This is a genomic window from Paracoccus sp. 228, assembly GCF_000967825.1.
GTDB classification, from domain to species: domain Bacteria; phylum Pseudomonadota; class Alphaproteobacteria; order Rhodobacterales; family Rhodobacteraceae; genus Paracoccus; species Paracoccus marcusii.
On record NZ_JYGY01000003.1, the window covers coordinates 339,757 to 353,492 of the forward strand.

At 67.1% G+C, this 13,736-nt stretch carries 14 protein-coding genes; 5 read left to right on the forward strand and 9 right to left on the reverse strand.

Annotation, left to right across the window (positions count from 1 at the left end; all coding sequences use genetic code 11):
• Positions 1-31: 31 nt before the first annotated feature.
• From SY26_RS11260 to pqqA, 9 genes are all read right to left on the reverse strand, one after another.
• The gene (locus SY26_RS11260) at positions 32-1,354 is read right to left on the reverse strand and encodes a hybrid sensor histidine kinase/response regulator (RefSeq protein ID WP_052715243.1); all 1,323 of its coding nucleotides are present in this window, start codon (positions 1,352-1,354) and stop codon (positions 32-34) included.
• Positions 1,341-2,492 (reverse strand): FIST N-terminal domain-containing protein, encoded by a 1,152-nt coding sequence (locus tag SY26_RS11265; RefSeq protein WP_052715244.1) that lies wholly within the window; start codon positions 2,490-2,492, stop codon positions 1,341-1,343. The genes SY26_RS11260 and SY26_RS11265 overlap by 14 nt, the downstream gene beginning before the upstream one ends.
• Positions 2,492-3,199 carry a response regulator transcription factor gene (locus tag SY26_RS11270; protein ID WP_046000578.1) on the reverse strand — a complete coding sequence of 236 codons (708 nt, stop codon included), beginning with the start codon at positions 3,197-3,199 and terminating at the stop codon, positions 2,492-2,494. The genes SY26_RS11265 and SY26_RS11270 overlap by 1 nt, the downstream gene beginning before the upstream one ends.
• A 120-nt stretch (positions 3,200-3,319) precedes the next feature.
• Positions 3,320-4,114: a quinoprotein dehydrogenase-associated SoxYZ-like carrier gene (locus tag SY26_RS11275; RefSeq protein WP_046000579.1), complete on the reverse strand. Its 795-nt coding sequence runs from the start codon at positions 4,112-4,114 to the stop codon at positions 3,320-3,322.
• A 4-nt stretch (positions 4,115-4,118) separates the two neighbouring features.
• Complete coding sequence (pqqE, locus tag SY26_RS11280) at positions 4,119-5,255, reverse strand: pyrroloquinoline quinone biosynthesis protein PqqE (protein WP_046000580.1); 1,137 nt, start codon at positions 5,253-5,255, stop codon at positions 4,119-4,121.
• Entirely contained in the window at positions 5,252-5,545 is a 294-nt protein-coding gene (gene pqqD / locus SY26_RS11285; RefSeq protein ID WP_046000581.1) for a pyrroloquinoline quinone biosynthesis peptide chaperone PqqD, read from the reverse strand. The genes pqqE and pqqD overlap by 4 nt, the downstream gene beginning before the upstream one ends.
• The gene (gene pqqC / locus SY26_RS11290) at positions 5,542-6,294 is read right to left on the reverse strand and encodes a pyrroloquinoline-quinone synthase PqqC (RefSeq protein ID WP_045982314.1); all 753 of its coding nucleotides are present in this window, start codon (positions 6,292-6,294) and stop codon (positions 5,542-5,544) included. The genes pqqD and pqqC overlap by 4 nt, the downstream gene beginning before the upstream one ends.
• Positions 6,291-7,172, reverse strand: a complete 882-nt coding sequence (gene pqqB, locus SY26_RS11295) for a pyrroloquinoline quinone biosynthesis protein PqqB (RefSeq protein ID WP_046000582.1) — start codon at positions 7,170-7,172, stop codon at positions 6,291-6,293. Before pqqB ends, pqqC begins: the two co-directional genes overlap by 4 nt.
• Before the next feature lie 78 nt (positions 7,173-7,250).
• Positions 7,251-7,343, reverse strand: a complete 93-nt coding sequence (gene pqqA / locus SY26_RS11300; protein ID WP_042250260.1) for a pyrroloquinoline quinone precursor peptide PqqA — start codon at positions 7,341-7,343, stop codon at positions 7,251-7,253.
• A 147-nt stretch (positions 7,344-7,490) separates the two neighbouring features.
• Here pqqA and SY26_RS11305 point away from each other — a divergent pair, with 147 nt between their 5' ends.
• The 5 genes from SY26_RS11305 to SY26_RS11325 all read left to right on the forward strand — a co-directional run bounded on the left by SY26_RS11305 (position 7,491) and on the right by SY26_RS11325 (position 13,720).
• Positions 7,491-8,549, forward strand: a complete 1,059-nt coding sequence (locus SY26_RS11305; RefSeq protein ID WP_046000583.1) for a quinoprotein relay system zinc metallohydrolase 2 — start codon at positions 7,491-7,493, stop codon at positions 8,547-8,549.
• A gap of 87 nt (positions 8,550-8,636) precedes the next feature.
• Entirely contained in the window at positions 8,637-9,992 is a 1,356-nt protein-coding gene (locus SY26_RS11310; RefSeq protein ID WP_046000584.1) for an ABC transporter substrate-binding protein, read from the forward strand.
• Between the two features lie 61 nt (positions 9,993-10,053).
• Complete coding sequence (locus tag SY26_RS11315; protein ID WP_046000585.1) at positions 10,054-11,049, forward strand: carbohydrate ABC transporter permease; 996 nt, start codon at positions 10,054-10,056, stop codon at positions 11,047-11,049.
• A complete protein-coding gene (locus SY26_RS11320) occupies positions 11,049-12,182 on the forward strand; it encodes a carbohydrate ABC transporter permease (RefSeq protein ID WP_046000586.1) in 1,134 nt (377 codons plus the stop codon). Before SY26_RS11315 ends, SY26_RS11320 begins: the two co-directional genes overlap by 1 nt.
• The gene (locus tag SY26_RS11325) at positions 12,179-13,720 is read left to right on the forward strand and encodes an alpha-amylase family glycosyl hydrolase (protein ID WP_052715245.1); all 1,542 of its coding nucleotides are present in this window, start codon (positions 12,179-12,181) and stop codon (positions 13,718-13,720) included. The genes SY26_RS11320 and SY26_RS11325 overlap by 4 nt, the downstream gene beginning before the upstream one ends.
• The last annotated feature ends 16 nt before the right edge of the window (positions 13,721-13,736 follow it).

The following is a 13,736-nucleotide window of genomic DNA, read 5'->3' on the forward strand; positions in this document are numbered from 1 at the left end:
GCCCCGGCGGCGGCCGCATCCCCCCTTGGTCTTAGGCCAGAAGACGCCCCAGAATCTCGGCCAGGTCTGGCGGACTGACGGGCTTTTCCAGCAGGTGGATCCCCATGGCGGCGCAGCGCCGCGAAATCGCCGGATCGCGATGCGCCGTCACCATCACCGCGGGCACCGGCCGGTCGGATGCGGCGCGCAGCGCCTCGATCGCGGCAAACCCGGTGTCGCCGTTCTCCAGGTGGTAATCGGCCAGGATCACGTCGGGGGGTTCGTCCCCCATCGTGGCCAGCGCCTCGGCCGTGTCGCCCGCGATGCGGGGCACCATGCCAAGCCGGTTGCGCAGGATCATCTGATAGGCACGGCGCATCTCGGGGTCGTTCTCGACCACCAAGGCCACGCGGCCGCGCAGCGCGGGCAGCGGCGCGACGGCGAGGCGCGGCGTGTCCGACAGCGCCTGCACCAGGGGCAGGCCGACGCGGAACACCGTGCCGCGCATCGCCTCGGACGACAGGCTGATCGGATGGCCCAGCTTGGCGCAGGCCCGGCGCACGATGGACAGGCCCAGCCCCATGCCGGGCGTCGCGCTGTCATGGGTCAGGCGCTGGAACTCGTCGAAGATGCGGTTGCGGTCCACGGCCGGAATGCCCATCCCGGTGTCATAGACCGACAGCCAGCACATCGCCCCCTTGCGCCGCGCACCCACCGCGACGCCGCCGCGATGGGTGTACTTGATCGCGTTCGACACCAGGTTCTGCGCGATGCGGCGCAGGAAGATCGGGTCGCTGTCCACGACCGCGGTCGTGGGCATGAACCGCAGCCGCAACCCCTTGGCCTGCGCCACGGGCGCGAATTCGGCCGCCAGCCTGCGGAACAGGTCGTCCAGCGGCACGGGCTGTCGGTTGAACTCGATCCGCTGGCTGTCCAGCCGCGAGATGTCCAGCACCGCATGCATCAGCTGTTCGACCGATTCGAAGGCACTGCCAAGCCGGTCGGTCAGTTCGGTCTGGTGCGGGTCCATCGGCGTGTCGGTCAGCGCTGACAGGAACAGCCGCGCCGCCGACAGGGGCTGCAGCAGGTCGTGGCTGGCTGCGCGCAGGAAACGGGTCTTGGACCGGTTCGCCTCCTCGGCCAGGGCGCGGGCCACGGCCAGTTCGCGGTTTCTTTGCGACAGGTCGGCCATCGCGCGTTCCAGGTCACGCGTGCGGGCCAGCACCTCCTGCTCCAGCGCGACGGCGGCCTGGAACATCGACCATGCGGACCCGCGTGATTCTTCCAGCCGGTCGATCCGGTCGATCAGGACGGCGTTGATACGGGTCAGCTTGGCGATCTGCCGGTCGGGCGGATCGTCGTCACGCAACATCATCGGACCTCATGAAGGCCAGGCCCACGAATGTCTGGTTCACATGCATGCCGCTGTGCTGTTCGCCATAGGTGTTGAACCCCGCAACGCGGTGACGGCGGTACAGGTCCGACATCCGGTCGGTCAGCCCCGCGCGTTCCAGCGCCAGCCGGCGCAGGATGCAGTCAAAGGCCAGCACCATCAGCGGCGGCGTGGGCAGCGCCTCCAGCAGGTCGGAAAACCCCTGGATCAGATCCTCGGACCGGCCAAGGGTCAGGACGGTGCCGGTGTCGATGGACGACATCAGCGACAGGCCGTCGTCGTCTGTGATGGCGCTGATGGCGCGCACGTGATGGCGCCCGCCCATGCGCAGCAGCAGGGGGTGGCGGGCAAATTCGCTGGGCGTCAGGTCGGCGCGGCGCAACCCGGTCAGGCGGGCATATTCCTGCGCCGCGGGTTCGGCGTTTAGCTCCAGGATGCGGCGTTTTTCGGGAATGGCGGCGGTGACCACCGCGCGCGTGGGGGTGGGGCTGAAATGGGCGAACGTGACCTCGCGGATGGTCAGGTCGGTCTCGACCAGCAGGAAGACCGCGACGCCCGACCGCACGGCGCCCTGCGCAAGCAGCGAGGTGCGGCGGAAATCCAGACCGTCGCCAGCCGACCCCCCCAGCACCGGGACCGAGGGCAGGGCCGCGTCCAGCGTGGCGACCAGCGCGTCCTCCTGTCCGGCAAGGCCATCGGTCAGCAGAAGGCCGAACAGGTGACGCGCCGGGTCGGGGCCGAAATCACGCGCCATCTGGCGCAGCTGCGCCATCCATTCCGACACCGGCAGCGCGGCAAGGTCCGGCAGCAGCAGGGACGCGGCGCGGAAGTGGCGCGCGGGAAACCCGATCGCCACCACGCTGTCGCTGGCATAGCCCTGCGGCCCGATCTCTCCAGCGGACGAGCATCCTGCGATCACGCAATCGGGCGGCAGGTGGGGGGCCAGCCCGCACTGCAGCGCGGCCAGGTCGTCCGCCTGCGCGCCGAACAGCAGGACCAAGGCGGGATTGGTGCCGCGCAGGCCGTCCAGCAAGGTCGGGACCATGTCGGTCCCGCCGCGGTCGGCCTGCACAGCGACCGGCCCGGATGCGCCCTCCATCGCAGCCGGGTCGGTGTTCATCAGCCGGCCTCGAACAGCCGGATCGAGTTGGCCAGCAGCACGGCCTGCGTGCGGCGGCGGGCGTTGATCTTGGACATGATCGCCGTGATGTGGGTCTTGACCGTGGCCTCGGCGATCGACAGCTCGTAGCTGATCTCCTTGTTGGCCTTGCCCTTGCAGATCAGCCGCAGGATCTTCATCTGCTGCGGCGTCAGCGACGAAAAGCGCCGCGCCAGTTCGGCCTTCGCGTCGTCGTCCGCGCTGTCCTGATCGGGTTGGTATCCCTCGGGGGTGACGTGCTCGCCCTCCCACATGCGGCGCAGGCTGTCGACCAGCGCCTCGCGCGACAGCGACTTGCTGATATAGCCCTGTGCTCCGGCCGCCATCGCGGTCGAGATCATCGCCCCCTCCAGATCGGCCGAGATCATGGTGATCGGCACGCCCGGAAGCTGGCGGCGCAGGGTCACAATGCCCTCGGCGCCGCGCGCGTCGGGCAGGTTCAGGTCAAGGATCACGGCGTCGGGCGCACCCTGCACGCGGATCTGTTCGACCGCGGCGCCAAGGCTGCGCGCGGTGCGGACATTCTTCAGGCCAAAGCTGATCTTCAGCGTCAGTGCCAGCGCATCGCACATCAGCGGGTGGTCGTCGACGATCAGGATCTCGCGGACCTGGTCGGCGGTGGGTCGCGCTGACGGCACGGGACGCGCCTGCATGGCGGCTGCTGTCATGGCATTCCTCCCTGGGTTCTGCCGGCTGCAACCCCTCCTCAAGGGTGCCGCCGTGACCGCAGTCTAGGGCAGGGTGCACATAAAGCAAGCGCCATGCTGCGACGAAAGTCGGATGGCGATCTAGCTTTTGTTGACCGTTCGTTCGCCCGGCGGAAAGCTTTCGGTCCAGACATTGCCGCCCGTATCCTCGACCCGGACGTTGATCGGCTGGCCATCCGGTTGATAGCGAAAGCGGAACACCGGATCCTCGCTGACCGAGATCCCCGCCGCCATCGAGAACAACAGTGCGTCACCCTGGCGCACGTCCAGGCGGTCGATGAAATGGGCCGGGATGTTCAGCAGCGTCACTTGGTCGCGCTGAAGGCCTGAAAAGTTCGGATGCCGGATCATCAGCGTGCCGATCTCCTCTCCATCCTGAACCTCGCTGCGCCAGCGCATCTGGCCCATGGTCGCCTTGGTCGCGGCCATGTCCTTGCCCGCCGGTGCCGAACAGCCGCCCGCGGCCTTGACGAAGCGCCCGGCCATGACCTGCGTGCCGTCGGCCTGGGTCGCGATGGCGCGGACGTCGGAATAGCTGTCGACCCGGACGCGCACCTCGAAATCCAGGGGCATCAGCGCGGGACCAAAGGCGTATTCGGCGGCGACGGGGGCAGGGTTCTCATCGATGACCAGGGTCAGGGCGTCGATGGCGGGGGCGTCGGCCGCCTGCGTCAGTCGGATGGGCACGATGGCCGCGTCATGGGCGCGGGTCGGTGCGTCCAGGTCCAGCACCGTCGCGTCCTGCGGCGGATCGCTGTCCAAGTCCATCACCGCCCCGCGCAGATCCTCCCAGGTGGGCGATGGTTGCAGCGCATTGTCCTGCGCCATCGCGGGCGCGGCCAGCAGCGCCGCCGTCAGGGTCAGCCACAGTCTCATTGCCTCATCCTCCCTTGGACATCCTGCGATAGACGAATTCGGTGGTCGTGGCGGCGGCGTCCTCCTCGGCGCGTGCCACGACCCCTGCATGCAGCGGAGATTTCGAACAGACCGGGTCCGTGGCCCGCGCGTCGCCGGCCAGCGCCATCGCCTGGCAGCGGCAGCCGCCGAAATCGACGGACTTGCGGTCGCAGCCGCGGCAGGGTTCCGGCATCCACGCCGTACCGCGGAAGGCGTTGAAGCTGTCGGACAGGTGCCAGATGTCGGACAGCGACCGCTCCTGCACGTTCTCGAAGCGCATCCAGTCGATGGTCTGGGCGGCATGACAGGGCAGCACGGTCCCATCAGGCCCGACATTGAGGCCGGTCGAGCCCCAGCCCCCCATGCAGGCCTTGGGATAGACCGCATGGTGATCGGCGGGAACGTAATCGATGACCATCCGTCCGCGCAGCCGGACGCGGGCGGCGTTGACCACCTGTCGCGCGAATTCGGCCTGTTCGCGCGTGGGCATCAGCGCGCCCCGGTTGCGGTCGGCCCATCCGTGGAACTGGACGGTCGCCACCTCGATCCGCCGGGCGCCAAGGCGTTCGGCCAGATCGATCATGTCGGGCAGGCGGTCCATGTTCTGGCGGTGGACGACGGCGTTGATGGTCAGCGGAAAGCCGATCTCGGTGACCCAGTCGCTGAAGGCCATCTTCTTGTCCCAGGACCCCGGATGGCCGCTGATCCGGTCGGCCATGTCGGGGCGGATGCCCTGCAGCGACAACTGGACATGATCGACGCCCGCGCGGTCCAGTTCGATCAGCCGGTCACGGGTGATGCCGATGCCGGAGGTGATCAGGTTCACGTACAGCCCCGCGTCGCGCGCATGGCCCACGATCTGCGCCAGATCGCGCCGTGCACCGGGTTCACCGCCCGAGATGTGGACCTGCAGCACGCCCAGATCGGCAGCCTGCCGGAACACCCGGCCCCAGTCGTCGGCTCCGATCTCGCGCGACGCGCGGACCAGATCGACCGGGTTCGAGCAATAGGGACAGGCCAGCGGGCAGCGGTGCGTGACCTCGGCCAGCATCGCCATGGGCAGGCCGGGGGTGACGGGGTTGCCGTTCAGGTCGCGGGGCTGGTGCTGCTGGTCCTTCATGCGCTGTCCCTGACAAAGACCATGCGCCGTTCGATCAGCCCGGTCAGGAAATCGCGCACGTCGCCGCCGATCTGGTCCACAGGCGCGTCATAGCGCGCGGCCAGGTCGCGCACGATCCGGTCCAGGCTGCGGGCGCCGTCCAGTTCGGACAGGATCGCCTCTCCGATCTGGTCCAGCTGCATCGCGCGTTCCGGGGCCTGCAGCACGCGGATGCCGCGCACGCGGTCGCCCTGCAGCCGCACGCCGCGCGGCAGATAGGGGATGTCGTCGGGTCCGATCAATGCGGTCATGCGCGCATCCCCTCTCCGGGCCGCCAGGCCCCGGGGGGCGTGCGCCCCTCGACATAGCCGTGCCACAGCGCGTCCAGCTGGGCCCACAGCACGTCGGTCTTGAAGGTCAGCGCGGCGGCGGCGGCATCCTGCTTTTCCAGCGTGTCGGCATGGGTCAGGACATAGTCCAGGCCGAACTTGACGTCCTCGGGCGCCTCGGTCAGGCGCTTCTTGAAATAGGACAGGCTGCTGTCATCGGCGAAATCGTAATGCTGCAGCAGACCCTCGATCCGCTGGGCATGGATGCGGGGCGCGAACAGTTCGGTCAGGCTGGCCGCCACCGCGTCCAGCAGCGGCATGTCGCGCACGAAGCGGACATAGGCATCGACCGCAAAGCGCGTCGCCGGCATGATGCCCACGCCCGATGCGACATAGTCCGGGTCAAGCCCCACCGCCTGCGCCAAGGCCAGCCAGCGGCGGATGCCGCCGCCCTCGGTCTGACCGCCGTCGTGATCCTCGATCCGCTTGCGCCAGGCCCGGCGCAGGTCGGGATCCTCGACCCGGCTCATGAAGGCCGCGTCCTTCATGGGGATGCGCGACTGGTACATCCAGCGGTTGATGACCCAGGCCCGCACCTCGTCCGGGGTGCACTGCCCGCCATGCAGCCGAGCGTGGAACGGGTGACGGTCGTGATAGCGCGCAGCGCCGATGGCGCGCAGGCGGGCCTCGAAATCCTCACGGGATTGGGCGGTGGCTTGGACGTCCTTCACAGCGTGATCTCCATTCCGTCGCGGGCGACCTGCCAGCCCTGTGCCGCGGCCTGGGCCGCCTGCGGGCTGTCCGGGTCGGTCAGCGGGTTCGAATTGTTCATGTGCACGAAGATGCGCTGGCCAATCGGCGTGTCGGCCAGGGCGGGGATCGTGTCGGTCACCGCCATGTGCCCCATGCGGCGGCCAGTCTTGCGGCCCAGACCCATGCGGATCATCTCGTCGTCGTCCCACAGGGTGCCGTCGAAGAACAGCGCATCCGCCCCCGCGACGCGGTCGCGCAGCCAGTCGGGCATGTCCGCGCATCCGGGGATGTAGAACGCACGCCGGTCCGCGCTGCGCAGCTCGACGCCCACGGTGGTCTCTCCGATCAGGCCGGTCTCGACCGTGGCGCCCTCCTGATACAGTGGCACCTTGCCCGGCACGGCGAACAGCGTCGCGGTCAGGCCGAGGGTCAGCGGGATCGTCTGGTCCAGCGCGACGGTCCGGCGTGGAACAAAGTCGGGGTTCACCGCAGCCATCATCGGGTTCGCTGCCAGCGCATCATGGATCGCCTGCGTCGCGAACAGATCGAAGGGATGGCTTTCGCGCAGCGTCAGCAGCCCGGCCACGTGATCGATGTCGCCATTCGTCACCAGGACCGACCGCAGCGGCATGGTCCGCGGGCCGGACGGGTGCAACGCCGGCGTCGCTGCCAGTTGCGCCCGGATGTCGGGCGATGCGTTCAGGATGGCCCAGTCGCGCCCATCGGAACTGACCGCGACCGAGCTTTGGGTCATCGACGGGATACGTCCCGCGCGGGCCGCGTCGCAATTGCCGCAGCCGCAGTTCCATTGCGGCAGGCCACCGCCCGCCGCCGCCCCAAGGATGATGATCCGCATCGGGTGTCGTGCCTTACGATAAGAAAGCCCCGCCCGAACGAGTTCGGACGGGGCCGCATTCCTGCCTGCGGTACAGGCTCAGAACAGGACGGGCTCGTCCTCGGCGGGTGCGTACATGTTGATCTCCATGCCGCAAGCGATCTCGGTCAGGATAGGTTTGGTCCAGGCCATGTTGTGCTCCTCCTACATGCCGGTGGCGCCGCTACAGAAGGCGACTGGATTCAAATCTAGTATAGAGACAGGATGAATCAACACGACAAAGGTCGCAAGGTCGTGACCATTTCGTGAAGACGGGCCGCAAAAGGGGACGGAAGGACGATGTTTCACCTGGTTCTGGGCGTCTGTCTGGCGATGGCCGCCGATCAATGCGGCCAGGTTCTGCTGCCCCGGGGCGATTCGGCGACGGCCCAGGGGTGCCGGGCGCAGGCCGCGCAGGTCGCGGATGCGTGGCTGGCCGCGCGGCCCGATCTGACCGGCAGTGCGCCGGAATGCCGCGCCAATGCCGATCTTCCGGCGCTGGACCTGCAGCAGGTCGCGCCGGGCGTTCATGTCCATTTCGGCGATTCTCACCAGATGGAGGAGACCCCGGACGGGCGCATCGCCAACCTGGGGGTGATCATCGGCCGCGATGCGGTGGCGGTGATCGATGCGGGGGTGTCGCGGGCGCAGGCGCAGGACCTCTATGTGGCGATCCGGAGGATCACCGACCTTCCGGTGCGACACCTGATCCTGACCCACATGCATCCCGACCACGTGCTGGGCGCGCAGGTCCTGTCCGAGGCCGGGGCCCGCATCACCGCGCATCACGCCCTGCTGCAGGCGCTTCAGGCGCGGGCGGCAGGGTATCTTGACGCGCTGGTTGGTCTTTACCCGGCCCCGGACTGGATCGGCACGCAGGTGGTCATGCCCGACGATCTGGTCGATGACCGCCGCCAGATCGATCTGGGCGATCGGTCCCTGCTGCTGCGGGTATGGCCCGCGGCCCATACCGACAGCGACCTGACCGTGCTGGACCGCAGGACGAATACGCTGTTCACCGGCGATCTGCTGTTCCGGGACCTGACGCCGGTGGTGGACGGATCGCTGCTGGGATGGCTGGAATGGCTGGACAGCGACCCGGCGCGCGGCGCAGGCTTGATCGTGCCGGGGCATGGACCGGCCAGCGAATCATGGGCTGACGCATCGGCACCCCAGACCGCATTATTGAAAGCGCTTGCGACCGCGACGCGCCGGGCCATTCAGGACGGGCTGCCGCTGTCGCAAGCCGTCCCCGCCATCGCCAATGCATTGCAGCCGATGCAGAATTCGTGGAATTCCTATCCAGAGACGGTGGCGCGGAACGCAACCGCGGCCTACAAGGAACTGGAATGGGAATGAGAAGCGTTTGACAGGTTCGCCAGAACTGGCAAATGTTCGCGTTAACAGCCGGGCGAAACAGGTCCGGGGACTTTCAGGGAGGAAGACTTGAAAACCGCATTGTACACGACCGCCGCGATCATCGCGCTGACCGCGGGCAGCGCGCAGGCGCAGCTGGTGATCGAACCGGGCAGCGACGACCGCATCAACTGGGCCAGCCTGGACGAGTTCAAGGCCGCGCATTCCGACCTTGAGGGGCAGAGCTTCAACATCCTGGGCCCCTGGCTTGGCGGCGACCAGGAACTGTTCCAGTCGGTCATCGCCTATTTCAACGAGGCGACCGGTGCGCAGGCGAACTATTCCGGTTCCGACAGCTTCGAGCAGCAGATCGTCATCGACAGCGAGGCCGGATCGCCCCCCGATGTCGCGGTCTTTCCGCAGCCGGGGCTGGCCTCGGACCTGGCCGAGAAGGGCTTCCTGCGCCCCCTTGGCGAGGAGACGGCGCAATGGCTGACCGACAACTATGCCGCGGGCGAAAGCTGGGCGGCGCTGGGCACCTATGCGGGCCCCGACGGGACCGAGGCGCTGTACGCCTTCCCGTACAAGGCCGACGTCAAGTCGCTGGTCTGGTACGTCCCCGAGAACTTCGAGGATGCCGGCTATGAGATCCCCGAGACCTACGAGGACCTGAAGGCCCTGACCGAGCAGATCGCCGAGGAGGGAGAGACCCCCTGGTGCATCGGCCTGGGATCGGGCGGCGCGACCGGCTGGCCCGCGACCGACTGGGTCGAGGACCTGATGCTGCGCACCGCCACGCCCGAGGATTACGACGCCTGGACGACCAATGCGATGCCGTTCAACGACCCCAAGGTCGTGGCCGCGATCGACGAGTTCGGCTGGTTCGCCAAGAACCCCGATTTCGTCGCGGGCGGCGTCGGATCGGTCAGCGCGACCGATTTCCGCGAAAGCCCCGCCGGCCTGTTCGACAGCCCGCCCGCCTGCTACTTGCACCGTCAGGCCAGCTTCATCACGACCTTCTTCCCTGAGGGCACGGTCGTGGGGGAGGATGCCGACTTCTTCTACATGCCCGCGCCCGCATCGGGTGACCTGGGCCAGCCCGTCCTGGGCGGCGGCACCATGTTCGCGGTCCTGTCGGACAACCCCGCCGCGATGGCCTTCGTCGAGTTCCTGAAGACCCCCGTCGCGCACGAGATCTGGATGGCGCAGCAGGGCTTCGTCACGCCCTATACCGGCGCCAATGTCGAGGCCTATGACGATCCGACCGTCCGCCGCATGGGGCAGATCCTGCTGGACGCGACGGTCTTCCGGTTCGACGGGTCGGATCTGATGCCCGGCGCGATCGGCGCGGGGGCGTTCTGGACCGGGATGATCGATTTCGTCGGCGGCGCCTCGGCACAGGACGTCGCGGACAAGATCCAGGCCAGCTGGGCTTCGCTGAACTGACGACGACCGGCGCGGCGGCCGCGACGTCGCCGCGCCCCATGATCCAGGGGGGAGACCGGGAATGGAATTGCTGTGGTTGGCGGTCAGCACGATCGCGATCGGGGTCTTTGGCTGCGTGGCCTGGTTCTGGGGGTCGAACTGGCTGCTGGACCGCATCTATCCGCCGCGCGGGGCGCAGGCGGGCGACAACATCCGGCGGGCGAACCAGATCCGCCCCTGGCTGTTCCTGGGGCCCGCGATCCTGTTCCTGACGACCTATCTGGTCTATCCGGTGCTGGACAGCTTCTGGCGGTCGCTGTTCAATTCGAACGGATCGCAGTTCGTCGGCCTGGACAACTATGTCTGGCTGGTGAACGATGGCAAGTTCCGGGAATCCATGCTGAACAACATGGCCTGGCTGCTGGTCGTGCCGGCCCTGTCCACGCTGTTCGGCCTGCTGGCTGCGCAGCTGACCGACCGGCTGAAATGGGGCAACATCGGCAAGTCGCTGATCTTCATGCCCATGGCCATCAGCTTTGTCGGCGCGGGCGTGATCTGGAAGTTCATCTATGAATACCGCGCCTCGGGCGAGACGCAGATCGGCCTTCTGAACTGGATCGTGACCCAGCTGGGTGGAGAGCCGCAGATCTGGCTGACCCTGCCGGTGTGGAACAACCTTCTGCTGATGATCGTGCTGGTCTGGATCCAGACTGGCTTCGCGATGGTCATCCTGTCGGCCGCCCTGCGCGGCATCCCCGAGGAGACGATCGAGGCCGCCATTCTGGACGGCGCATCCCCCCTTCAGGTGTTCTTCAAGATCAAGGTGCCGCAGATCATGGGCACCATCGCGGTGGTCTGGACCACCATCACCATCGTCGTGCTGAAGGTCTTCGACATCGTCTTCGTCATGACCAACGGGCAATGGGGCACGCAGGTGCTGGCGAACCTGATGTATGACTGGATGTTCCGCGGCACGCCCGATTACGGGCGCGGGTCGGCCATCGCCATCGTCCTGATGATCCTGGTCACCCCGATCATGGTCTGGAATATCTACAACGCACGCAAGGAGGTCCGCTGATGGAGGGGATGGCTGGACAGAAGTCGTCGCTGGCCTGGGCGGTCAACATCGCGGCCTTCCTGCTGGTGCTGCTGTGGACGATCCCGACGCTGGGCCTGTTCGTGTCGTCGTTCCGCGACCGCGACCAGATCTCGACCTTGGGGTGGTGGCAGTCGTTCTCGGGCTCGGTGCAGACCGGTTTCGTGCGTTCGGGCACGGCCGAGGACCAGGTGCAGGAGGGCGATCTCTATGTGATCCAAGGCAGCGCTTTGGAGGGCACGCAGGAGTTGACCGCTTGGGGCACCAGCGCGCGCCAGCCCGATGCCAACGCCCCCGGCGACACCGTCGAGCTGGAGCCGGGGATCGATCTGACCGTGGCCGAGGACGGCAGCTATCGCATGACCTCGGCCCAGCCCTTCGAGATGCGGCGCGGTGAACGGATCTTCACCACAACCCTGTCGCCGCCGGCCTTCACGACCGACAACTATTCCCGGGTTCTGACCGCAGGCGGGCTGGGGCGCGCCTTCATGAACACCATGACGGTGACGATCCCCGCCACCGTCATCCCAATCCTGATCGCGGCCTTTGCGGCCTATGCGCTGGCCTGGATGCAGTTTCCGGGCCGGGCCCTGCTGACGGCCTGCGTGGTGGGGCTTCTGGTCGTGCCGCTGCAGGTGGCGCTGATCCCATTGCTGCGGCTGCACAACGAACTGGGCATCGGCAAGGGATACCTGGGCATCTGGCTGGCGCATACTGGGTTCGGCCTGCCGCTGGCGGTCTATCTGCTGCGAAACTACATGGTCGGCCTGCCACGAGAGGTCATCGAGAGCGCCCGCGTCGACGGCGCGACCGAATTCCAGATCTTCCGCCGGATCATCCTGCCGCTGTCCTTCCCCGCCCTGGCCAGTTTCGCGATCTTCCAGTTCCTGTGGGTCTGGAACGACCTGCTGGTGGCCACGGTGTTCCTGGGCAACACGCGCGAACAGCTGGTCATGACGGGCCTGCTACGAGAGCTGATGGGATCGCGCGGAGGTGAATGGGAGATCCTTGCAACTTCGGCCTTTATCTCGATAGCGGTGCCGCTGCTGGTGTTCTTTGCCATGCAGAAATATCTGGTCCGCGGATTGCTGGCCGGCTCCGTGAAAGGTGGATGAACTTGACTGAACAGACGACGGATTGGTGGAAGGGCGGGATCATCTATCAGATCTACCCGCGCAGCTTTCAGGACACGACCGGCAGCGGCACGGGCGATCTGGCGGGCATCGCCCAACGCCTGCCCTATGTGGCGTCCCTGGGGGTCGATGCGGTCTGGATCTCTCCGTTCTTCACCTCTCCGATGAAGGATTTCGGCTACGACGTCAGCGATTACTGCGGCATCGACCCGATCTTCGGCACGATGGAGGATTTCGATTGGCTGGTCCAAAGCGCGCACGAGCTGGGTCTGAAGGTCATGATCGACCTGGTGATGTCGCATACCTCGGACCAGCATCCCTGGTTCAAGGAAAGCCGCGCCAGCCGCGACAACCCGAAATCGGACTGGTATGTCTGGTCGGACCCGCGCCCGGACGGCACGCCGCCCAACAACTGGCTGTCGATCTTCGGCGGCAGCGCGTGGCAGTGGGATGCGCGGCGCGAACAGTATTTCCTGCACAACTTCCTGTCGTCGCAGCCGGACCTGAACTTTCACAACCCCGCCGTCCAGGACGCCCTGATCGAGATGGCGCGGTTCTGGCTGGACAAGGGCGTCGACGGCTTCCGGCTGGACACGATCAACTTCTATTTCCACGACGCCCAGCTGCGCGACAACCCGCCCCTGGCGCCGGAACTGCGCAAGTCGGACACGGCCCCCGCCGTGAACCCCTACAACCACCAGAGCCACCGCTTCAGCAAATCGCAGCCCGAGAACCTGGCCTTCCTTGAACGGTTCCACCAGGCGCTGGTGCCTTACGGCGCCGCCGTCGTGGGCGAGATCGGCGACAGCGAGCGCGGGCTGGAACTGCTGGAGGAGTATACCGGCGTTCCGGGCCGGGTGCAGATGTCCTATGTCTTCGACTTCCTGTCGGGTGACGACCTGCCCGCCGCGCGCGTGGTCGAGGTGTTCGATAAGCTGCACGACATCGCGCCGAACGCCTGGCCCTGCTGGGCCATGTCGAACCATGACGTGGTGCGCCACGTCACGCGCTGGAACCTGCCGGACCAGGCGGCCAAGGCCTATGCAACGGTGCTATTGTGCCTGCGCGGGTCGGTCTGCCTGTACCAGGGAGAGGAGCTGGGCCTGCCCGAGGCCGAGCTGCGCTTCGAGGATCTGCGCGATCCGTACGGCATCGAGTTCTGGCCCGAGTTCAAGGGCCGCGACGGTTGTCGGACGCCGATGGTCTGGGACATGGGCGTAAACGGCGGTTTCTCGACCAGCCAGCCCTGGCTGCCGGTGCCGCACACGCATCTGCAGCGGACCGTCGTCAGCCAGGAGGCCGACGCCCAGTCCATGCTGCACCATTATCGCTGGGCGGTCGGCCTGCGCCGCAAGCACAGCGCATTGCGCTGCGGAAACATGACAGACATCAAGGCCGAGGGGCCGGTGCTTTCCTTCCGCCGCCGTGACGACAAGCAGACCCTGCTGATCCGCGCCAACCTGTCCGACGACGATGCGGGCGGGCTGATGCCGTGGCAGGTCCAGATCATCGAAGGGTAGGGGAGGAAGACCGCAA